We start from the raw sequence: 19,775 nt of genomic DNA, 5'->3' as shown, positions 1-19,775 counted from the left end.
GGCAACATAGGGCAGCACCCGGCGGGGGACGAACAGACGGCAGCGGACCGGGCGGCGGAACAGCGGGCAGCGGAGAGCCGGCCGGCGGAAGGCCAGGTGGCGGAGGGCCAGGCGGCGGTCCGCATCTCCGGCCTGTGGAAGCGCTACGGGGAGCAGGTCGCCGTAGCGGGCATCGATCTGGCGCTGCCCGCGGGGAAGTTCATCGGCCTGGTCGGCCCCAACGGCGCGGGCAAGACCACCACACTCTCCATGGTCACCGGGCTGCTGCGCCCGGACTCCGGCACCGTCGAGATCGCCGGCCATGACGTCTGGGCCGACCCGGTCGCGGTGAAGTCCCGGATCGGGATCCTCCCCGAGGGCCTGCGCCTCTTCGAGCGGCTCTCCGGCCGCGAACTCCTCGCCTACACCGGTCGGCTGCGGGGGCTGCCCGGCGACGAGGTCGACAAGCGCGCCACCCAACTGCTGGACGTGCTGGACCTGTCGGCCGCTCAGCACAAACTGGTCGTGGACTACTCGACCGGCATGCGCAAGAAGATCGGGCTGGCCGCGGCCCTGCTGCACAACCCCGAAGTGCTCTTCCTGGACGAGCCGTTCGAGGGCGTGGACCCGGTCTCCGCGCAGACCATCCGCAAGGTGCTGGAGCGCTACACCGCCTCCGGCGCCACGGTCGTCTTCTCCTCCCATGTGATGGAGCTCGTCGAGTCGCTGTGCGACTGGGTGGCGGTGATGGCCGCCGGGCGGATCCGCGCCCAGGGCACGCTCGCCGAGGTGCGCGGCGAGGCGGCCTCGCTCCAGGAGGCCTTCCTGGAGCTGGTCGGCGCGGGCAACCGCGGCGCCGGGCACGACCTCGACTGGCTCGGCGGCGGCGCCCGATGACCGCCACCGCCCCGACGCCCGCCTCCGCGCCCACCGCCCCGGCGGCGGCCGCGCGCACCCCGCGGATACCGGTCTCCGTCACCGTCCCCGTCTTCGTACGGCTGAAGCTGGCGCTGCTCAACAACGGCCTGCGGCAGTCCTCCCGCCGCAAGACGATGTACGTCACCTCGATGGTGCTGACCGCCCTGTTCGCCGCGCTCCAGCTGCTCGGGCTGATCGCGCTGCGCGGCCACGACCACGTCGCCGCGCTGTCCGTCTGCCTCATCGCCGTCCTGGCCCTGGGCTGGGCGGTCATGCCGCTGTTCTTCTCCAGCGGCGACGAGACGCTCGATCCGTCCCGGCTGGTGATGCTGCCGCTGCGGCCGGGCCCGCTGATGGTCGCCCTGCTGCTCTCCTCCCTGATCGGCATCGGCCCGCTGTTCACGCTGACCATGGCCCTCGGCTCGGTCATCGCCATCGCGCACGGCGGCGCCGCCGCGGCGGCCGGTGTGCTCGCCGTCCTGCTCGCCCTGCTGGTCTGCGTGGCCCTGGCCCGCGCCGTCGCCACCGCCAACGTGCGCCTGCTGACCAGCCGCAAGGGCCGCGACCTGGCGCTGCTCAGCGGTCTGATCATCGCCGTCGGCTTCCAGCTGGTGAACATCGGCATGGAGAAGCTGTCCGGCGAGGACGGAATGTCCGTGCTCGAACCGGCCGCCGATGTGCTGCGCTGGGTGCCGCCCGCCTCCGCGGTCGACGCCGTCTCGCGCATCGGCGACGGCGCGTACGGAACGGCGCTGGGCCAGCTCGCGCTGACCGCCGCCGCGCTGGTGCTGCTGCTCGTCTGGTGGTACCGCAGCCTCAGCCGGCTGATGACCGCGGCCGACTCCTCCACCATCCAGGCCATCGAGGAACCGGCCTCGCGCACGGACGCGAAGGGCGACCAGGCCCGCGGCCTGGCCCGCCTGCTCCCCGCCGGCCGCACCGGCACCGTCATGCTGCGGACCTTCCGCTACGGCTGGCGCGACCCGAAGACCAAGTCCGGCTGGGTCACCTCGGTGGCCGTCGGACTGCTGGTCCCGGTCGTCTCCATGGTCCAGGGCAACGACAGCATCTACGCGGCCTGCTGGGCCTGCGGGCTGCTGGGCATGCAGATGTACAACCAGTTCGGGCAGGACACCTCGGCGTTCTGGATGGTGGCGCAGACGATCACCACCACCCGCGACGCCTACCTGGAACTGCGCGGCCGCACCCTGGCGATTGCCCTGCTGGCGGTGCCGTACACCACGCTGGTAGTGACCGGCGCGGCCGGCCTGCTGGACCGGTGGCAGGAGTACCCGGAGGCGCTCGGCCTCTCGCTCGCCCTGCTCGGCGCCCTGATGGGCACCGGAGCGATGACCTCCGTCCTCTACCCGTACACGATCCCGCAGGACAGCGGCTTCAAGAACGTCCACCCGACGCAGTCCAGCCTGGCCGTGATGAGCATCTTCGGCGGCATGATCGTCGGCGCCCTGCTCTGCGCCCCGGTGCTCGGCGTCACCATCTGGCTGCACGTCGCGGACCTGCACGAACTGCTGTGGCTGGTCCTGCCCCTGGGCGCGGCGTACGGCCTGGGCCTGGCGTTCGCGGGCCTGCGACTCTCGGCGCCCCGAGTGGCCGCCCGACTGCCGGAGATCCTCACGGCGGTGAGCAAGTAGCCTGCGGCGCGCGCATGGCTGGGGCCGGGGAGGGCGATGATCGCCTCCCCGGCCCCCGTCTGTTGTGGCGGTTACGACGGCGCCGCCAGCGAGAACCAGACCCCCTTGCCCTCCTGCCCACCGACCCCCAGCGGTGCCCCGGGGCTCGTCCCCCACGCGTCGGCGAACGCCTCCACCAGCCGCAGCCCGCGCCCGCCCTCCCGCGACGAGCACGGCGGCCGCATCACCGGCTCCTCACGGGTCCCGTCATAGACGGTGACCCGCACCTCCCCCGGCTCGACCGCGACCCAGAGGAGGCAACCGAGTCCCGGCGCGTGGAGGTAGGCGTTGGTGGCCAGTTCGGCGGTGCACGCGGTCGCCGCGTCGGCTAAGGCGTCCATGCGCAGTCGCGTCAGCACGGATTGGACGAAGTCGCGGGCGATGCGGGGGGAGGTGTCCAGCGGTGGACAGTAGAGGGTGTACGCGTGGGGTCGATGGGCCTGGCCGATACCGGGGTTGTCCATGCGGTGGCTTCTCTCGTTTCGGAGATGGGCAGCATGTTGCTTCGCTACGCCACGTGTGGCCTGCACCACAAACGGTAGGAGTCAGGGTTGCCCCGCTGCAACCTTGACGCCCAAAGTTCCCGCGAACGATTTGAACGGTGGGAAGCTGGGGCGCCACACTCGGTGAGAGCCCAACGGAAGGACGCCATGCCGCTGAGGAGCACGCCAACTGCCCGCCAGGAGCGCCTCGGTGCCGAGCTTCGCAAGATGCGCGAGGCCGCCGGCGTGACCGCTCGCGACACCGCGAAGCTGCTCGGCATCGATCCGGCGAAGGTCAGCCACATCGAGGCGGGACGCCTCGGCGTCAGCGAGGAGCGCCTGCGTCGTATCGCGGCCTTCTACCAGTGCGGGGACACCGCGCTCATCGACGCACTGGCGGCCATGACGCACGAGCAGCGCGGCCAGGGCTGGTGGGAGGAGTACCGGGGCATCCTCCCTGCTCCACTGCGGGACTTGGCGGAGATGGAGCACCATGCTGCGTTTCTGCGGACCATCCAGATCACGCATATCCCCGGCGCATTTCAGACCCGGGACTATGCCCGCACGGTCTTCGAATACACAATTCCGTCACTTCCGCAGACCGAGCTGGACGCACGCATCGCTCACCGCATGGAACGCCAGAAGATCCTGCTGCGAGACGATCCTCCGCCATACGACGCCGTGATTCATGAAGCCGCCTTGCGGATGCGGTTCGGCGGCCGGAAGGTGGCCCGTGCGCAACTCGCGCACCTGCGGGAGCTGTGTGAACGCCCAAGCATCACCGTACGAGTGATTCCCTTCGACGTGGAGGAGCCCATCGGATCCGGCCATGCGATGCACTTCACGGGCGGCCCAGTTCCACAGCTCGACACCGTTCAAATCGACACCGGGCTCGGTATGGACTTCCTGCACGCCGAATCACGCCTCAGCAGGTTCCGGACCCTCTTCGACAGCGTGCGCGCGGTGTCCCTCGACGAGACTGAGTCGCGAACCCTGCTCGATGCCATCATCCGAGATCTCTGAAAGGCACTCCGATGACCGCAGCGCTCACCTGGCGGAAGTCCTCCTTCTCTCACGAGGATGGCGAATGCGTGGAGTTGGCCGCCGCCAATCGGACAGTGGCCCTACGGGAGAGCGACGACCCCGAGGTCGTCATCGCCACAACCCCCCACACCTTCGGCACCCTGATACGCGCCATCAAGGCCGGGTCGTACGACGACCTCAGCAGTCACCGGTAGGCCGGTGGCGCTTTGCGTACGACCAGGTCACCGCGGTCATCAGGGCGGGGATGGCGAACAGCGGCGCGAAGACGAAGCCCCAGACGGTGTGCGCGGTGCTGCCCGTCATGTACGTCTGGCTCTCGACGGTGAAGGCGACGACGAGTTGCCACAGCGCCACCAGGACCAGGATGGCTGAGGCGGTCCAGGCGACCGCGGTGAGCGCACGGGGGCTCAGCGGCCGCCAGCGGTCGGTGACGAGCAACAGGGGGAAGAGGGCAGCCAGCTCGGAGAGGACAGAGAGTCCGACGACGTAGGCGATGCCCCAGCCCGGTATGTCGAAGACATCGCGCAGCACCTGGTCGCTGTAGCCGACATAGACACCGGACGCCATGGCGATGCGCCAGAGGCCGGAGGGGACCGCGCACAGGGCGATGGCGTGGGCGGCGCGGCGGGCCCAGACGGGCGCGGGGGAACAGGCGGGTAGCGGAGCGGTCGCTGTCGTCATGACGATCATGCTGGCCCTGGCCATGGCTGCCACGCATCGTCCATGACGGCGGAACGTCTCCACCTTGCGGCGGAGGGCGCACCCCGCTGAGGTATGACCCGAGCGAACACCGTCTCCCACGGCCCTGAGCCGACACGCGACCCCGTTTCCCGTTCTCTCAACCGGCGCTCCTTGACCCTGGCGTCACCAGCCCGGGAGCATCAAACGGGAGACAACCGAAGACCACAGATCAAGGGGCATTGGATGTCGCTGACACGGCTGGTCGGGGAGTGCGAGAAGGGTACCTGCGCAACCCTGTACGCCATTGATGGCACCGGGGACTTACTCGTGCAGGGCTATCTCGTGGACGACGCCGAAGCGCTGGCCGGGCTGGAGATTCCCGCCGGCGAGTCGGTAGTCCGCATCCCCGCAGACATCGTCCGGAGGTACGCGCGTGAACATCTCACCTGAGGACTTCGAGAAGCTCTTCGACGACTTCGAGCGGGAGGCCTTCCGGCTGGAAACCCTGAATGACTACAGCGGATCCTCTGACCCCGAGAACCTTCGCGCGTTTCTGGCCGGTAGGCCTCAGCCGGACGATTACAACCAGGACTGGGCCGACGAGGTCCGCAGAAACGTCGACGCCGGGAAGCGCATGTACCGCGTGCACATCCTGGCCCGGCCGTTGACCGACTACCTGCGGTTCGAACTCGGCTGGGGCTACCAGAAGAACGCGATCGCTGGCGAGGAGTTCCACATCCTCGACATCACCGAACAGCGGAACCCACTCGAAGGCGTTCCGGACTTCTGGATGTTCGACGAGTCTTCCGTGGTCTCCATGAGCTATGGGGATGGCGGCAGGTTCCTCGGGGCTGAGGCTCACTCGGACGTAGCGGAGTGGATGGAGCGACGCGATGTCGCGCTGAGCCATGCCGTGCCCTTCGCCGAGTGGTGGGAGCGGCACGAGCGCGGGTGAACCCCACCGGAATCGGAAAGGCGCTGCGGGAACTACGCGAGGCCAGCGGGAAGCAGGCCAAAGTCGTGGCCCGCAGCGCCGTCATGTCTCCAAGCAAGCTCAGCAAGATCGAGAACCAGGTACTGCCGCCGAGCGTCATTGATGTGGAGCGCATCCTGACGGCCTTGGAAGTCTCCGAGGAAGTCAAGGCCCAGCTGACCGAGGCGGCTCGGAAGGTGGCCACCGAGGCGACAGCATGGCGCATCTACCGGCGCACCGGGCTCCACAAGCGTCAAGAAGATATCCGGGCGATAGAGGCCCAGACGGCGCTCCTCAGGGTATTTCAACCCTCCTGCATTCCTGGGCTGCTTCAGTCGCCGGAATATGTGCGGGGCGTCCAGCAGGGTTCACAGCTAACCGATGACGCGCTGGAGAGGATGGTCGGGGCACGACTCCGGCGCCAGGAAGTTGTCTACGATCGGGCGCGTAGATTCCACTTCCTGATCACCGAATCCGTTCTGCGATGGAAACTTGTCCAGGCGCCGATGATGGCCGCACAGCTGGACAAGCTCATTTCCATGTCGAGAATGCCGAACATCGCCATCGGTGTCCTACCGCTGTCAGTGAGGATGCCGGGGCTTCCAACGTCGTCATTCGTGCTCTTCGACAATCGCCTGGTCATCGTTGAGATCCCACACGCCGAGATCACCACGAGCGAACTGCGTGACATCGAGCTGTACACCGACAAGTTCGAGAGCTTTGAGCACGTGGCCCTTACGGGTGAAGACATGCGGGCCTTTGTCACCGACATCCGGGACGACTTCTTGAGGGAAGAGGAAAGCGTCTAGAACCGCCTCGGAATTGCCCTCACGATGAGCAGCGGCAAACCGCCGTTCAGCCATCGCCCCCGGAGGTGCACACCATGCGAAGCGGAACCGACCTTTACGGCCTCAGCATCGACGAAGCGCAGTTCGCCAAGGCATGCGGAGGGAACACGCATCCGGACGGCGAATCATGCGTGACGCTCGCCAAGATCGGGCCCGACGCCTGGGCGCTCGGCGACAGCAAGCGCCCCGACCTGGCTCCGCTGAGGTACACCACGGCCGAACTGGACGCGGCGGGCATCGACCCGAACCGCTTCGGCCTCTCCGCCTGACTCACGCCCGACTGTGAGCGGCGGCCTCGGCCCTCGCGGGTCGCGGCTGCCGCTCACTTGCCCCGAGAGGACGAGCCGTTGCATCACCATGGCTACCTCTGGGTCGGCGAGAAGGAGATCTTCGACCAGGAGGCAATGCGTCGGCCACCGCCGGCCCAGGAACCAACGCCGACGTCTCCGACGGACGTCGTGCAGAGATACAGGCGAGCCGTCTCCGAGTGGCGGACAGTCCAGGTGCCTCCACTCCAGGTCGCGCACTGGCTGCTCAAACCGTCTGGACATATCAGGGGAAGCTGGGGTTCGCCGGAAGAAGCGGCCGCGTGGCTCGGCGAGCGACTGGCGGAATACGCACCCCGGTTTCTCACCGGGCAGGACTGGAGCAGCGGTCGACTGGGGGCGCTGGTGGCGTCGGCCGCTGAAACCCTGGAGTGGGGCGGCGACGTGTCGCAGGGCTTCTACCTTGCCCGGCCGCTGTTTCTGTCCGTGGCCCTGGTGACCTGCTCGCCCAACCACACCGATCACTCGTTGCCATGTCCTGCGAGACAGGCGTGCGCCAACTCGGGGCCTTGAGGGTCCACCCGACTCCCCGACCTGCACGAACTCAACACGAGGAACGGAGAGTTGGGCGCATCCAGCAATATTCTCGATTGTTCTCACACGCCGGTCGGCTATGCATCGACATTCTCACAGTGAGTGGAGATCCTGTAGCTCACGGTTGTCCCGCGAGAGGAAGCAGAACCATGGCAGAGATCATCGACCTGGAGGAGTTCGGGAGCCTGTTCGGGAAGTTCGAGCACACCGCGTGGCGGCTGGAGACCAGGCGCCGATTCGCGAGCGACGAGACATCGCCTGGCTACCAGGAGTTCGTTGAAAACCGGTGGTGGACCCCTGGACAACTACCACCCGTTCTTCGACACGATTCGTTCGCAGGTGGATCAGGGCAAGCGGTGCGAGCGTGTACGGATCGTCGACAACCCGCCCACGATCGGTCAGCGTTACCTCATGTACTCCGCGAAGCGGAACCGGGCGATGGGCGAGGACATCCGCAACCTGTGGCGCGCTGACGCCGACCAGCTGAGGCTTCCCGCAGAGGACTTCTGGATCTTTGACTCCAGGCTGGTCGCGCTCCTCAACTTCGATGACGACGACAACCTGATCGACGTCGAGCTGATCACGGAGCCCGCCGAGGTGGTGCGGTACTGCCAAGTGCGGGATGCGGCCTGGCACCACGCCGTACCCGGTGAGACGTTCGAGGAGGGGCTGAACTCAGCGCAGTAGCCGTTTACCGTTGGACCGGTGAGCACCGACTTTCAGAAGGCACGCGCGGAGCTGGGCATCCGCCTGCGCGAGCTGCGCGAATCCAGCCCTGAAGGTCGGCTCACCGGTTCGACGCTGGCGGAACGTCTCGGCTGGCCACAGTCGAAGGTGAGCAAGCTGGAGAACGGCCGACAGACTGCGACGATCGACGATCTACGGTTGTGGGCAGAGGCAACCGGCCACCCCGACGCTGTCGAAGAACTCCTGTCACGGCTCAACGGCCTCGAATCCCATATCCGCTCATGGCGACGACAGCTCGCGTCCGGCCATCGTCCCGTACAAGAGACGTGGAACGCGCTGATGACGGACGCCACGGTGATTCGAAGCTGGGCGAACGCCATGATGCCTGGCGTGCTTCAGACCGCAGAGTACGCCCGGCACATCTTCACCGTTTACGCGGATCTCCAGCAGTCACCGCGTGACACCGAGGTGGCAGTCCGTGCCCGCATGAAGCGGCAAGAGCAGCTGTACCAACCTGGCAAGAGGTTCCACCTGCTCATGTGGGAGGCCGCCCTCCGAGCCCAGATCTGCCCGCCAACCGTCCTCGCGGCTCAGCTTGATCGCCTCACCGGCGTGATCGGCATGGACACCGTCTCGCTGGGAATCGTCCCGTTCTCAGCGCAACTCAAGATCACGCCCGCCAACGGGTTCACCATCCTGGACGACCGGCTCGCCATCACCGAGGACTGGCACGCCGAACTCTGGCTCGATGACGCGGACACCGTCGCCACCTACATGCGCGTCTGGAAGACGCTTCGCGAGTCCGCCGTCTTCGGGACCGAGGTCCAGCAGGTGATCCACCAGGTGCGGCGCAGCCTGTGAGGCTTCGCTACTCCAGCTCGTCGAAGTTGATCGGCCGGTAGTCGGGGAAATATCCCTTCAGGAATTCCACCGCTTCCGCGGGCAGCGGGAGGGTCGCGTCGACGGCGTATTCCAGGATGCGCTTCGGCGCGTAGTAGTCCCAGAATTCGTATTCCAGGGAACCGTTTTCCAGCGCGTCCTGGTAGAGCGTCTCCAGGCGGAGGTAGCCGAGCAGTTCGGTCAGGGATGCCTCGGCGATCTCCGGGCCGGGGTCCTTCGGCAGTACGACGCGGTCCACGTCACCCTGCGCGCGCGCCGGCCGGTCCTCGGCGATGTCCTTCAGCTGGGCGGGGTTGAGGAAATACCAGGGCCCGGCGTGCTCCTGCACGAACCAGCTGTCGGTCACCGGGCTGCGGTAGACGACGCAGGTCTCCCCGGCGAACAGCTGGTCCGTGTAGCCCATGCCCGGCTGGGTCATGGTGTGCTCGGTGCCCTCCACCTCGAAGGTGATGTCGCGCCCCGTGCCGGTCACGATCTCCTGGAACTCGGCGCGGAACCCGTCCCGCACCTCGGTCTCGGCCTCGCGCAGACAGGTGAAGTGCACACTGCCCGCCAGGAAGCGGTGGCCGCTCTCCCAGGTCGCCCGCATCAGGCGGTAGTCGCGGATTTCGCCCGTCCAGCCCGTGATCTGAAGGACGAACCGGCCACAAAAGAGGCAGGATGTCAGCTCGTTGCTCATTCCCGGTTATCCAATCCGCGGAACCGGGACGATGTATCCCCGGTCGTTGACGGGTCCGCCACCAGGGTACACACCCTGTGGAAGCTCCCGAATTCCATCGCCGTCGAAGAATCGGAGATTGCCGTCCCGGCTCACCACGACCTCCATATGGGAAGACTTCTTGTATTCCAGGTCTCTGCTCATGCTGTTGGGTAGTCCCCGGCTGGCTTCCAGGTGGTCCGGCGGCCCCGGGATGCGGTCCTCGGGGTGCGTGTGCGCGATGAAGTCGTAATCCTGGCCGCGCAGATCCCGCGGAATGGAGCTGGTTCGCTCGGTACCCCGGAACATGCGCAGGTCCCCGGCCGGATTCTGGATGATCGCGTGTTCCACGCCGTGGAATGCCTGGAGTTCCGCCAGATGGGAGACGTTCACCTCGCCCGACCGAATCGGAATGTGCCCGTTCTCCAGGGCCCGGGCCAGCTGCCGCGCCTTGGGCGAGAGGGCACGGTAGGGAAGCTGACCGCCCGGCATACGCGCCGAGCCCTTGAACGGGCCGCTCATGGCCCGGACGTTCTGGGCCATGTCGCCGAGCCCGCGCCGCAGCGCGGGGAGCCCCGCCTTGAGCGCCCCCACGCCGCCCTTGAGAGCGCCCAGCCCTCCCTTGAGCCCCTTGGCGAGTCCGCCGAGGGTGGTCAGGCCCTTCATGCCGGGGATGCAGTCGAGGGCGGCGAAGGCGACGTCGAGGAGACCGGCTTGGCCGTTGGCGTATTTATGGAGGGTGTCGGCGAGGACGACGAGCGCCGCCGCCAGGACGACCCAGGCCAGCGGGCCGCCGATGATCATCACGATCACGCCGAGGACGGCGACGACGACCTTGCAGATCTTGACGATGTCGTCCCAGTGGTCGGAGACCCAGTCGACCGCGTCCTCCCACCAGGAGCGGTTCTGGATACCGGCGTCGGAGGCGTCGTCCAGCTTCTTCTTGCAGTCCGAGGCCGCGTCTTCGCGTAGCTTCCTGGCGTCTTCGGCCATCTTCTTCGCCGCGTCCAGCGCGCTCTGCGCGTTGTCCACCGCCGTCTGAGCCGACGTTTGGGAGGACTTGGCGTCCTGGGCGTTGCGGGTGGCAGCCCGTACGTCCTTCTCGTCCGGCTGCGGGACGTCCTTCTTGTCTTTGTTGTCTTGGTATTCCTTGGACTTCTTGTTGGCCCGGTCCACCCAGGCGTTGGCCGTCTCCAGCCGCGAATGCGCCGACTTCAGATCCGACCGCGCCTGCCGCCCCTTCTCCAGCGCACGATCCGCGTCGCCCTGCGCCTGCTGCAACTTCGGCCAGTACGTGGAGAGCGCGTCACCCGCCAGGTCATAGGACTTCTGCAGCTTCTTCAGGTTCTTGGGGACGTCCTTGAACTCATCGGTGAACGCGTCCGCGGCCTTCCCCGCCCACTTCAGCAGCGCGTCATCCCCGGCCATCCCCTTGATCAGCCGCAGCGCCTCACCCACATCGGTGGCGAAGTCGTCCAGCTTCCTGGCAAGCTGCCGCACCCGCTCCGGATCCCCTGGCACCGGATCCTTGTCCAGATCCAGCACATGCCAATCCGTCGGCCGTCCCATGAACTCCCCCGATGTCACCCCGGTTCGGTGCTCTACGCACCCAAGGACGCTCCAGTGTGGATCGAGGTTCTCACCAGCGACAACGAGTTAGAGGTCACCTCGAGCCGGACGGCCCTGGCCGCCGGCCCGCTCAGGTCGCCTGCCAGTAGCCCAGGGCGTTGACCCGGGCCTTGGGAATGGCCAGATCCTTGCGGAGGTACGCGGCCAGGGCGCGGGTGGTGGCGGCGTCGCAGGCGATCCAGACGAACGCTTCGGACACGTCGCCGAGCTGGGCCGGGAGGGCGGCCTTGACCTGCTCGACCAGGTGGCCGCCGGCGTCCTGGCGGGGGACGTGGTGGAGTTCGTGGCGGGCGGGGTCGAGCCGTATCGGCAGATCCTGGTCGGAGGGGTGCTGGGTCTCGAACCAGATCGTGGCCGGGGTCCGCGGGAAGGCGTCCAGCAGGGAATTGACGGCGGGCAGCGAGGCCGGGTCGCCGATGACGAGGAGGCGGGAGGGCGGCGGGGTGGGGGCGCTGAAGCCGGTGCCCTGGACGGTCGCCTCGATCGTGTCGCCCGGCGCGGCGGTGCGCGCCCAGTCACTGGCGCACCCCTCGTGCAGGGCGAACTCCAGGCTGAAGGTCCCGGCGGCGGGGTCGGGGTCGACCAGGGTGAACGCGCGCTGGTGCGGCTTGCCGCCATCCGAGAACCACATCCGCACCCACATCGTCGGGTGCGCGCCGGTCGCGGCGAGCAGCCCGCCGTCGGTGAGGTGGATCCGCCGGTAGTACTCGGTGACCTGCTCGGCCCCGGTCACCGTGAACACGAAGTCCTTGCCGCGCAGCAGCTTGAGGACCATCCCCTCCCAGCCATGCCCCACCGCAGTCTCCCCTTTGCTCCGCAATTGTTTCCCGGACAACTTTCGCTTAAGTTAGGCCAGCCTAACCTAATGGGGCGCGAGTGAAGGGGGAGCAGTGTGAGCAGCGAGGTGTACCGGGACGACTGGGGGATCCCGCACCTGCGCGCCGGCAGCCCGGACGAGCTCGCCTTCGCCCAGGGCCGTAACGCCGCGCTGGACCGGGCCTGGCAGCTGGAGGTCGAACGCCACCGGTCGCAGGGGAGAACCGCCGCGTTCCTGGGCACCGAAGCCGTCGCCTGGGACCGGTTCGCCCGGCAGGCCAGGCTGGACGACACCGCCCGCCGCTGCTTCGACCGCCTCGCGCCCGAGACCCGCGCCTGGGTCACCCGTTACGTGGACGGGGTCAACGACGGCCTGGCGAAGGGGGCCGCCCGGGCGCCGCAGTTCGCGGCGACCGGCCTGGCTCCGGGGCGGTGGCAGCCGTGGACGCCGCTGGGCGTCTGGCTCTCCACCCACATCCTCTTCGCCGGGTTCCCCACCAAGCTCTGGCGCTCCGAGGTCGCCCGCCGGCTCGGCGAGGAGCACATCGAGCTGTTCGCCACCGACGGGCCCGGCACGAGCGGCAGCAACGGCTGGATGGTCACCGGCGAGCGGACGGCCAGTGGGGCGCCGATCATCGCGGGCGACCCGCACCGGTTCATCGAGGACCCCGGCGTCTACCAGCAGATCCGGCTGGCCTGCCCGGAGTACGACGTGGTGGGGCTGGCCGTCCCCGGCGTCCCGGGCATCGCGCACTTCGCCCACACCGGCGGCGTGGCCTGGGCGATCACCAACGCCATGGCCGACTACCAGGACCTCTACCGGGAGCGGCTGCGCCGCATGCCGTCAGCGGATGGGGCAGAGGTGGTGGTCGAGGCGCTGGGGGCGGACGGACGCTGGCGGCCCGCCACCCGCCACACCGAGCTCATCGAGGTGGCGGGTGCCGCCGAGCCGGTGGAGGTCGAGATCATCGAGACCGAACGCGGCCCGGTGGTGATCGGCGGCCCGGACGACCCCGAGGCGATCAGCCTGCGCTACCCCCCGCGGGTGACCGGAGACCTCGGCTTCGACGCGCTGCCCGCGCTGCTGCGGGCCACCACGGCCGAGGATGTGGCCCGCGCGCTCGACCGGTGGGTGGAGCCGGTCAATGTGGTGCACGCCGCGGACACGGCGGGCGGGGTGCTGCACCGGGTCGCCGGATACGTGCCGGTGCGCGACCGCGACAACCGGCTGCGCACCGTGCCGGCCTGGGAGCCGGGGCACGAGTGGCGCGGCGCGCACGAGCCGCTGCCGCGCGCGGCGGTACGGGACGGCATCGCGGTGATGGCCAACGAGCGCGGGCTCGCCGGGCCGCTCGGCGCCGAGTTCGCGCCCCCGCACCGGGCCCGCCGCATCCGGCAGCTGCTGGACGCCTCGCACGAGTGGACCGGCGGCGACATGGCCGCCGTGCACACCGACACCCACCTCGCCTCCGCCCGGCCGCTGCTGGAGCTGGTGGCCGCGCTGGACGGCACCGGGCATCCCCCGAGCCCGGCGGGCTCCGGACAGCGACTGAGCCCGGCGGCCGCGGCGCTGCGCGAGCGGCTGCTGAGCTGGGACCGCCGGATGGCGGCGGACAGCACGGACGCGGCGGCGTACGCGGCCGTCCGCGGCGCGGTCGTCCGCCGCCTCGCCGCCCACCCGGCGCTGGCGCCCTTGGCCGACCTGACCCGTCCGGCCGGGTATCCGGAGGTGTTCCTGCCGTGGCTGGCGCTGGTGCCCCGGGTGGCGTTCGCGCTGGAGACTCTGCTGACGACCGGGCCGGTGCCCGCGGCCGACCGGGCGGAGATCGTCCGGGACGCGCTGGAGGACGCGGCGCGGGCGGCGGCGGACGGCGAGCGGCCGACGCCGTGGGGGGAGCTGCACCGGCTCGCGCCCTGGCAGGCGCTGCCGCCGCGGGCGTACGGCGATGAGCCCGAGGTCTGGCCGGGGCTGCCGGGCGACCACGACTGCGTGCTGTCCACCTCCAGCGTCCCCGGGGTCACCGACCACAGCGTGCGCGGGCCCGCCGCCCGCTACGTCTGGGACCTCGCGCGACGCGAGGACAGCCTCTGGGTGGTGCCGTTCGGCGCGTCCGGTGTGGCCGGCGACCCGCACCAGCGCGATCAGCTGCCGCTGTGGCTGCGCGGGGAGCTCGCCCCGGTGATCACCGACTGGGACCGGCTCACCCGCGAACCGGACACCACCCCCTGAACCGGACGCCCCCGAACCGGACGCCGCCCCCTGAACCGGACGCCACCCCGTCCCGTCGAGATCCCGTCGAGGAGAGACTTCACCGATGCCCGCTGACGCCGAGACCACCACGCCCACCAGAGCGACCGCGTATGAGCAGGTCGTCGACGGGTTCGGCACGGTCCGTATCGTCCCCGTCGACCCCCAGCGCGACGTCGACCTGATCCACGGCTGGGTCACTCAGGAGCGGGCCCGGTTCTGGGGCATGGGCGAGGCCGGCCGGGAGCGGGTCCTGGAGATCTACGCCTACCTGGATTCGCTCACCACGCACCACGCGTACCTGGTGCACCGCGATGACAGGCCGGTCGCCCTCTTCCAGACCTACGAGCCCGCGGCCGACCCGGTCGGCGAGTGCTATGACGTGCGGCCCGGCGACTTCGGTGTGCATCTGCTGATCGGCCCCGCCCACGGCGAGCCTGAGCAGGGCTTCACCGGGACACTGCTCTCGGTCTTCCTGCGCTTCGTGCTGGCCGAGCCGAGCCGGCAGCGGATCGTGCTGGAGCCGGACGCCCGCAACGAGAAGGCGGTGGCGCGGCTGGTCCGGGCGGGCTTCACCCTCGGGCCGCAGATCGACCTGCCGGAGAAGCGTGCCCAGCTGGCCTTTCTGGAGCGCGGCACTCCGCTCCGCGCCGACTGACCACTCCGCCCGGGCTGACCGCGCCGCACGCGTGCCGGCCGCGCCACGCCCGTGGCGTCCGGCCGGCACGGACGGAACGTGTCAGTCGAGGTAGCGGCTGGAGACCCAGCCCTTCACCACTCGCTTGCCCTGCTTGGTCTGCTTGACGACCTTCCCGTACGACCAGCTCTTCTTGAAGCCCTCGGCACCGAAACCGGCCCAGGTCCGGCAGATGTACCGGAACGTTTCCCCCTTGCGCAGCTCGGCCTTGCCGGCGTACCGCTTGCCGGGGCCCTTGCGCAGCTTGGTGCTCTTCACGTCGATGGTGAAGTTCACGTCGGGCGAGTTGTACCGGCACGCGGAGGGCCCCACCTCTCCGGCGGCCGCGGAGGCCGTCGGGGCGAGTGCCGTCGCGCTGCCCAGGCCGAGGGCGATGGAGAGCGCCGCTATCGATGCCGTGCGCTTGATGGCCGCCATGATCCCCCCGTACGAGAAGCAAATCGGTCAGCAAATCGGTCAGGTTATCGACAGTAACATCCGTCGCTCGGCGCCTGGGGAAACCGGCGGCTGGTTCAGTTGGCCGCCGCCTGAGGGCCGCGCCAGGACGGCAGCAGCTCGTCCAGCAGCGCCTCGGTGCGCGCCGGCAGGCCCCGGGCGCCGCCGCTCAGCTCGTTGTTGCGGGCGACCAGGCCGTCCGCGGTCGACTGGAGCAGGGCGGCGTCACCGGTGGCGTGCGCCGCGCGGAGCAGTTCATTCCACAGGCGCTCGTCCGCCGGAGCGGTGGCCAGAGCGGTGTTGATCGCCTCCATCGCGCGCGCCGGCTCGCCCGCCTCCTGGTGGTGGCCGGCCAGGGCCAGCGCCACGTCGGCGACGAGCAGCGGAAGCTGGGCGTCGATGATCTCGTGGGTGAGCCAGGCGTACCGGCCCTCGGGGCGGTCGGCCAGCAGCGGGCCGCGGGCCAGCGCCAGGGCGTCGGTGAGCAGCCGCTCGCGGACCTGAGCCCGCCGGGCGCCGCGGCCTTCGGTCGCCTCGTGGTGCAGGGTGCGCAGCACGTCGAGGTCGGAGACGACGGACGCGGCGAGCGTCAGCCGGCCGGTGGCGTCGGTGCCCAGGCGCGGGGTGCCGTCCGGGTCGTTGCCGAGCCAGCCGCGCAGTCGCTCGATGAGCGCGTCGCGGACGTCCTCGGTGGCGCCGCGCGGCCACAGCGCGGAGGCGAGCACCCGCGGGTGGACGCCCTCGCGGTGCAGCAGGAGCAGCGCCAGCGCCTCGTGCAGCAGCGGGCTGCGCTCGCCCTGGGGGGTGTCCAGGCCCATGACCTCGTACGGGCCGACCAGGCGCGCGTACACCGCGGGGCGGCCGCGCTCGCTGATGTCGACCATGAACGGGCGCGGGCCGGGGGTGCCATCGGGGTCCGGGGTGGCGTCGGGGTCGGCGGCGGCGAAGAGTTCGACGACCGTACGGTGCTGGGCGGCGGGAAGCAGCTGCGCCTTGAGCTCCAGCCCGAGCAGCGGGGCGCGCAGCCGGCCGTCGCCGGTGATCTCCAGCTCCCAGGTGGCGCCGGGGAGCTCGCCGCGCCCGGTGCCGATGAGGTAGCCGATGCCCAGCCGGCCGGAGTCGGCGGCCAGCTCGGCGAGCTGGGCGGCCTGCTCCGCGGTGGGCTCGGCGGCCAGCAGCACCAGGTGCGGGGCGCGCTGGGTGTGCTGCGGGCTGCCGGTGCGGCCGGTGAGCACCGAGTCGTGTCCGGCCGCGCCGAGCGCGCCGCGCCGCTGCCGGGTCTCGGCCTCCATGGTCTCCAGCAGCCCGGCCACGTCCTCGACATGGCGGATCCGGGTGGGGGCCAGGGCGCCCAGCTCCTGGCCGAAGCCGACCAGGGTGATGGTGAGCCGGTCCGACCAGCCGTTGGTGGCCAGCTCCGCGGCGACCGAGGCGAAGACCGCGGTGCGGTCCGCCTCCGCGCCGGTGAGCGAGACGATGCCCGGCACCGCCTCGAGGTTGAGCAGCAGCCGCGCGTCCTCCAGGGTGCCGAGGCTGACCAGGCCGGGGTAGGGGGCCGCGGTGTCGGTGTCCTCCACCGGCTGGATGTCGGCGCGCGGGATGCGCCAGAAGGTCTCGTCCTGGCCGAGCTGCCAGGGGGCGGGCGGCCGGCCGGCGGGGGCGGCGAGCTGGAGGTGGATCTCGCTGCCGGTGAGCCAGGCGGCGTAGACGACGGGCAGCTGCCGGTGCTCTGCGGCCAGCCCGGCGGAGAGGCCGCGCAGGGCGCTGTCCAGGTGGCGGACGGCCGCCGGGTCGGCGCCGACCAGCAGTGCGTCCTGCGCGTCGGCCGCCGAGCCGGTGGGGGTCAGGTCGATGCCGCTGCCGCGGCCGAGCGCGCCCATGGCGGACTGCCACAGCGCGGCGCGGCGGCGCCGGCCGAGGGCGGCCAGCAGGCCGGCGGCGAGCAGCGGGGAGCCGAGCAGTGCCTCGGGGAGCCCGAACGACGAGCCGTCGGAGTCGGTGGACTCGGCGGCCGGGGCGGACGCGTCGGGCCGCTCCTGGGCGGGCGGCTGGTTGTGGACGTCGACGGCCGGCCGGGCGTGGTTGCCGTCGGGCTGGACCACGACGGGCTGCTGGACGCCGCCGCCGTCCCGCTCCTGGGCGTGCGGGCCGGTGCGGTCGTACTCCTGGATCTGCTCGCGGACCTCCTTGGAGACCTTCGGGGCCTCGTCGGGCATCTCGACCAGGTCGCCGCCGTGGGCGTCGGCCGGCATCTCCATGATCCAGCCGGGGCGGATCAGGCTGGCCTGGGAGAGCTTGGAGCCGTCCGGCTGGACGCGGTCCTTGTTGAGCTCGTAGATCTCCTTGTAGCGCAGGCCGTCGTCGAGGTGGCGCTGGGCTATCTCCCACAGGGTGTCGTGGTGGCGGCCCTCCGGCGGCTGGATGCGGTAGAACTTCGTGTTCTTCTGCTTCTGCGCGGTCTGCCTGGCGTGCTCGCCGCCGCCGGTGGGGTCGGCCGAGGTCTTGCCCTGCGCGTGCAGGTCCGCGGCGCCGCCGCGGGCCTGCTGACCGGGCAGCCCGTGCTGCTGACCGGGGGTCTGCTGGGCGGTGGCGACGGTGCCGCGCGCGTTGTCGTCGTAGGCGTTGCCCAGCTGGGACAGGCCCGGGGTCAGGCTCGCGGTGGCCGCCCCGACCAGCAGCACGGCGGCCACCAGCTGACGGGCCAGCAGCTGGCTCGGCCCGGCGCCCGGGATCCGCGAGGGCATGCCGATGCCGGACAGCTCCGCGCGCCCCTCGACGAGCACGCAGGCGGTGAACTGCGCCCAGGCCAGCCAGACCACGACCGTGAGCACCTTGATGAAGACGGTGGCGGTGATCGGCTCCTGGACGGTGTCCATGGACGGCATCTCGTGCGGCAGCGGCCAGCCGACGAAGTACGCCAGCGAGCCGGGCACGCCGACGAGCAGCACGGAGAGCGCGACGAAGGCCAGGAAGGCTTTGAGGAAGTCGCCGAAGGTCCGCTGCGGGTTGCGGGGCAGCGGCTGGGTCCGGGGGCCCGAGCCGCTGCCCGGGCCCGACCTGCGGGCGTTGCGTGCGGTGCGTGCTGTGCGCGCCATGGCGGAATTCCTCAGCTTCGACGGTCGCCGGGGGTGCGACAGATCCTGTGGGACAAGACTAGTTCGTGGCTCGGACATCGGCCCCGGGCCGGAGCCCGGTCACCCGGGCCGGACGCCGGCCACCCGGGCCCGCGGTCAGCCGGTCCGGGACTCGGCCTTCGCCCGCCCGCGCACGGTGAGCGGGCCGTCGTAGAACAGCCCTGTCAGCACCGGCCGGTAGGTCAGCTGGATCTCCACCTCGACCTGGTCGGGGCTCGCGCTGACACATCGCACTTTCATGTCGGCGTCCGAATGGCGGGCGAATTCCTGTACCCGGTCGCCGCAGTTCTGGTAGTTGATGGGCGCGTTCTGGCCGTCGCTGGCGCGCAGTTCCTCTTCGTCGATGTCCATCGCCGCGTACCGCGCGGCCTGCTCGGCGAGGTCCGCGGCGCGCTCGCGCTGCGAGATGGACAGGCCGCCGTCGACGACGAAGGCGGCCAGCGTCAGGAAGAGGACCGCGAAGATGATCACGGCCCCGGCGCCGGAGCCGCGGTCCTCGCCCAGCCGGGCCCGCCGGCCGGCCGCCCAGGCCGCGGCGGCGCGGGCCACCGTGCGCCCGGCACGGCCCGCCGCACGGCTCCGACGATCGCTCACATCGCTCACGCCGCCGCTCATGCCGCCCTCTTGTACTGGTCGATGGGCGAGCTGGCACTGCCCGTGACGGTGCTGCCGATGTCCAGGCCCAGCATGTCCAGACCCCGGACCTTGCAGCTCACCTTGACCTCGAACCAGCCACCGGGCCGGAAGTCGGTCCGGTCCACCGCCACGGAGACCGAGCCGCTGCACACGTCCTTCAGATCGGCCTCCGCCGCCTTGCGCGCCTCGCTCACCGCCACGCCGTAGTTGTGCTGAATCGATCCGGCCCGTGCCGCGTCCCGGGCGGCGCCGTCGACCGCGCCGCGCCCGTCCACCAGCTGGCCGAAGGCGACCAGCACCAGGATGAAGAGCATCATCAGGGGCGCGAGGATGACCACTTCGATGGTGGAGATGCCGGTGTCGCCGGCACACCGCCGCCGCAGCCGCCCGAGCACTCCGCTCACCTCGGATCCGCTCATC

Annotated in this window: 21 protein-coding genes and 1 pseudogene; 13 read left to right on the top strand and 9 right to left on the bottom strand. The window is 70.2% G+C overall.

Translation table 11 applies throughout. The features are described 5' to 3' along the window. The first annotated feature begins 96 nt into the window (after positions 1–96). Positions 97–876, top strand: a complete 780-nt coding sequence (locus tag AC4BDD_RS17100) for an ABC transporter ATP-binding protein (RefSeq protein ID WP_490691807.1) — start codon at positions 97–99, stop codon at positions 874–876. Further along, complete coding sequence (locus AC4BDD_RS17095) at positions 873–2,549, top strand: transporter (RefSeq protein ID WP_490686308.1); 1,677 nt, start codon at positions 873–875, stop codon at positions 2,547–2,549. Before AC4BDD_RS17100 ends, AC4BDD_RS17095 begins: the two co-directional genes overlap by 4 nt. A 71-nt stretch (positions 2,550–2,620) precedes the next feature. Here AC4BDD_RS17095 and AC4BDD_RS17090 read toward each other — a convergent pair whose 3' ends face one another. Then, positions 2,621–3,052 carry an ATP-binding protein gene (locus AC4BDD_RS17090; RefSeq protein WP_490686307.1) on the bottom strand — a complete coding sequence of 144 codons (432 nt, stop codon included), beginning with the start codon at positions 3,050–3,052 and terminating at the stop codon, positions 2,621–2,623. A 186-nt stretch (positions 3,053–3,238) separates the two neighbouring features. Between AC4BDD_RS17090 and AC4BDD_RS17085 the strand changes: the two genes are divergently transcribed. Both AC4BDD_RS17085 and AC4BDD_RS17080 read left to right on the top strand, forming a co-directional pair. Beyond that, complete coding sequence (locus tag AC4BDD_RS17085; protein WP_490686306.1) at positions 3,239–4,093, top strand: helix-turn-helix domain-containing protein; 855 nt, start codon at positions 3,239–3,241, stop codon at positions 4,091–4,093. Positions 4,094–4,104: 11 nt separating this feature from the next. Next, complete coding sequence (locus AC4BDD_RS17080; RefSeq protein ID WP_490686305.1) at positions 4,105–4,308, top strand: DUF397 domain-containing protein; 204 nt, start codon at positions 4,105–4,107, stop codon at positions 4,306–4,308. On the opposite strand, the gene AC4BDD_RS17075 is transcribed toward AC4BDD_RS17080, so the two are convergent. Continuing rightward, the gene (locus AC4BDD_RS17075) at positions 4,292–4,804 is read right to left on the bottom strand and encodes a hypothetical protein (RefSeq protein ID WP_490691806.1); all 513 of its coding nucleotides are present in this window, start codon (positions 4,802–4,804) and stop codon (positions 4,292–4,294) included. The two genes, AC4BDD_RS17080 and AC4BDD_RS17075, sit on opposite strands and share 17 nt — an antisense overlap. A gap of 234 nt (positions 4,805–5,038) precedes the next feature. On the opposite strand from AC4BDD_RS17075, the gene AC4BDD_RS17070 reads away from it, so the two are divergent. The 7 genes and pseudogenes from AC4BDD_RS17070 (at position 5,039) to AC4BDD_RS17040 (ending at position 9,024) form a co-directional block, all read left to right on the top strand. Next, on the top strand, positions 5,039–5,245 hold the full coding sequence (locus AC4BDD_RS17070; protein ID WP_490686304.1) for a hypothetical protein: 207 nt from the start codon (positions 5,039–5,041) through the stop codon (positions 5,243–5,245). Beyond that, on the top strand, positions 5,229–5,750 hold the full coding sequence (locus AC4BDD_RS17065) for a DUF6879 family protein (RefSeq protein ID WP_490686303.1): 522 nt from the start codon (positions 5,229–5,231) through the stop codon (positions 5,748–5,750). Before AC4BDD_RS17070 ends, AC4BDD_RS17065 begins: the two co-directional genes overlap by 17 nt. Next, positions 5,747–6,577: a helix-turn-helix domain-containing protein gene (locus tag AC4BDD_RS17060; RefSeq protein ID WP_490686302.1), complete on the top strand. Its 831-nt coding sequence runs from the start codon at positions 5,747–5,749 to the stop codon at positions 6,575–6,577. The genes AC4BDD_RS17065 and AC4BDD_RS17060 overlap by 4 nt, the downstream gene beginning before the upstream one ends. A 74-nt stretch (positions 6,578–6,651) precedes the next feature. Next, positions 6,652–6,885 (top strand): DUF397 domain-containing protein, encoded by a 234-nt coding sequence (locus tag AC4BDD_RS17055; protein ID WP_490686301.1) that lies wholly within the window; start codon positions 6,652–6,654, stop codon positions 6,883–6,885. A 234-nt stretch (positions 6,886–7,119) separates the two neighbouring features. Further along, positions 7,120–7,455 (top strand): hypothetical protein, encoded by a 336-nt coding sequence (locus AC4BDD_RS17050; RefSeq protein ID WP_490686300.1) that lies wholly within the window; start codon positions 7,120–7,122, stop codon positions 7,453–7,455. A gap of 176 nt (positions 7,456–7,631) precedes the next feature. Continuing rightward, positions 7,632–8,163 (top strand): annotated as a pseudogene (locus tag AC4BDD_RS17045) (DUF6879 family protein); the annotation flags it as partial. An 18-nt stretch (positions 8,164–8,181) separates the two neighbouring features. Then, on the top strand, positions 8,182–9,024 hold the full coding sequence (locus tag AC4BDD_RS17040; RefSeq protein WP_490686299.1) for a helix-turn-helix domain-containing protein: 843 nt from the start codon (positions 8,182–8,184) through the stop codon (positions 9,022–9,024). A 7-nt stretch (positions 9,025–9,031) separates the two neighbouring features. Here AC4BDD_RS17040 and AC4BDD_RS17035 read toward each other — a convergent pair whose 3' ends face one another. The 3 genes from AC4BDD_RS17035 to AC4BDD_RS17025 form a co-directional block, all read right to left on the bottom strand. After that, positions 9,032–9,742, bottom strand: a complete 711-nt coding sequence (locus tag AC4BDD_RS17035; RefSeq protein ID WP_490686298.1) for a hypothetical protein — start codon at positions 9,740–9,742, stop codon at positions 9,032–9,034. 6 nt (positions 9,743–9,748) lie between these two features. Next, complete coding sequence (locus tag AC4BDD_RS17030) at positions 9,749–11,329, bottom strand: WXG100 family type VII secretion target (RefSeq protein WP_490686297.1); 1,581 nt, start codon at positions 11,327–11,329, stop codon at positions 9,749–9,751. Positions 11,330–11,459: 130 nt separating this feature from the next. Then, the gene (locus tag AC4BDD_RS17025; protein WP_490686296.1) at positions 11,460–12,185 is read right to left on the bottom strand and encodes a siderophore-interacting protein; all 726 of its coding nucleotides are present in this window, start codon (positions 12,183–12,185) and stop codon (positions 11,460–11,462) included. Positions 12,186–12,281: 96 nt separating this feature from the next. On the opposite strand from AC4BDD_RS17025, the gene AC4BDD_RS17020 reads away from it, so the two are divergent. Beyond that, positions 12,282–14,435, top strand: coding sequence for a penicillin acylase family protein (locus tag AC4BDD_RS17020; RefSeq protein WP_490686295.1), 2,154 nt, complete (start codon positions 12,282–12,284; stop codon positions 14,433–14,435). An 85-nt stretch (positions 14,436–14,520) separates the two neighbouring features. After that, positions 14,521–15,111: a GNAT family N-acetyltransferase gene (locus AC4BDD_RS17015; RefSeq protein ID WP_490686294.1), complete on the top strand. Its 591-nt coding sequence runs from the start codon at positions 14,521–14,523 to the stop codon at positions 15,109–15,111. An 81-nt stretch (positions 15,112–15,192) separates the two neighbouring features. On the opposite strand, the gene AC4BDD_RS17010 is transcribed toward AC4BDD_RS17015, so the two are convergent. The 4 genes from AC4BDD_RS17010 to AC4BDD_RS16995 all read right to left on the bottom strand — a co-directional run bounded on the left by AC4BDD_RS17010 (position 15,193) and on the right by AC4BDD_RS16995 (position 19,774). Beyond that, on the bottom strand, positions 15,193–15,567 hold the full coding sequence (locus AC4BDD_RS17010) for an SH3 domain-containing protein (protein ID WP_490686293.1): 375 nt from the start codon (positions 15,565–15,567) through the stop codon (positions 15,193–15,195). Positions 15,568–15,662: 95 nt separating this feature from the next. Continuing rightward, the gene (locus tag AC4BDD_RS17005) at positions 15,663–18,680 is read right to left on the bottom strand and encodes an AfsR/SARP family transcriptional regulator (protein ID WP_490686292.1); all 3,018 of its coding nucleotides are present in this window, start codon (positions 18,678–18,680) and stop codon (positions 15,663–15,665) included. Between the two features lie 135 nt (positions 18,681–18,815). Next, the gene (locus tag AC4BDD_RS17000) at positions 18,816–19,268 is read right to left on the bottom strand and encodes a Tad domain-containing protein (RefSeq protein WP_490691805.1); all 453 of its coding nucleotides are present in this window, start codon (positions 19,266–19,268) and stop codon (positions 18,816–18,818) included. A 62-nt stretch (positions 19,269–19,330) separates the two neighbouring features. Then, a complete protein-coding gene (locus AC4BDD_RS16995) occupies positions 19,331–19,774 on the bottom strand; it encodes a TadE/TadG family type IV pilus assembly protein (protein ID WP_490691804.1) in 444 nt (147 codons plus the stop codon). Between the last annotated feature and the right edge of the window lies 1 nt (position 19,775).

This window comes from Streptomyces sp. JLBT605 (genome assembly GCF_058215555.1).
This window is presented reverse-complemented; position numbering and strand designations above follow the sequence as displayed.

What these genes read in the sequence shown, in the direction of transcription:
- AC4BDD_RS17095 (WP_490686308.1), top strand. Translation starts at nt 873, where the DNA reads ATGACCGCCACCGCCCCGACGCCCGCCTCCGCGCCCACCGCCCCGGCG.
- AC4BDD_RS17090 (WP_490686307.1), bottom strand. Translation starts at nt 3,052, where the DNA reads ATGGACAACCCCGGTATCGGCCAGGCCCATCGACCCCACGCGTACACC.
- AC4BDD_RS17085 (WP_490686306.1), top strand. Translation starts at nt 3,239, where the DNA reads ATGCCGCTGAGGAGCACGCCAACTGCCCGCCAGGAGCGCCTCGGTGCC.
- AC4BDD_RS17080 (WP_490686305.1), top strand. Translation starts at nt 4,105, where the DNA reads ATGACCGCAGCGCTCACCTGGCGGAAGTCCTCCTTCTCTCACGAGGAT.
- AC4BDD_RS17075 (WP_490691806.1), bottom strand. Translation starts at nt 4,804, where the DNA reads ATGATCGTCATGACGACAGCGACCGCTCCGCTACCCGCCTGTTCCCCC.
- AC4BDD_RS17070 (WP_490686304.1), top strand. Translation starts at nt 5,039, where the DNA reads ATGTCGCTGACACGGCTGGTCGGGGAGTGCGAGAAGGGTACCTGCGCA.
- AC4BDD_RS17055 (WP_490686301.1), top strand. Translation starts at nt 6,652, where the DNA reads ATGCGAAGCGGAACCGACCTTTACGGCCTCAGCATCGACGAAGCGCAG.
- AC4BDD_RS17035 (WP_490686298.1), bottom strand. Translation starts at nt 9,742, where the DNA reads ATGAGCAACGAGCTGACATCCTGCCTCTTTTGTGGCCGGTTCGTCCTT.
- AC4BDD_RS17030 (WP_490686297.1), bottom strand. Translation starts at nt 11,329, where the DNA reads ATGGGACGGCCGACGGATTGGCATGTGCTGGATCTGGACAAGGATCCG.
- AC4BDD_RS17015 (WP_490686294.1), top strand. Translation starts at nt 14,521, where the DNA reads ATGCCCGCTGACGCCGAGACCACCACGCCCACCAGAGCGACCGCGTAT.
- AC4BDD_RS17010 (WP_490686293.1), bottom strand. Translation starts at nt 15,567, where the DNA reads ATGGCGGCCATCAAGCGCACGGCATCGATAGCGGCGCTCTCCATCGCC.
- AC4BDD_RS17005 (WP_490686292.1), bottom strand. Translation starts at nt 18,680, where the DNA reads ATGGCGCGCACAGCACGCACCGCACGCAACGCCCGCAGGTCGGGCCCG.
- AC4BDD_RS16995 (WP_490691804.1), bottom strand. Translation starts at nt 19,774, where the DNA reads ATGAGCGGATCCGAGGTGAGCGGAGTGCTCGGGCGGCTGCGGCGGCGG.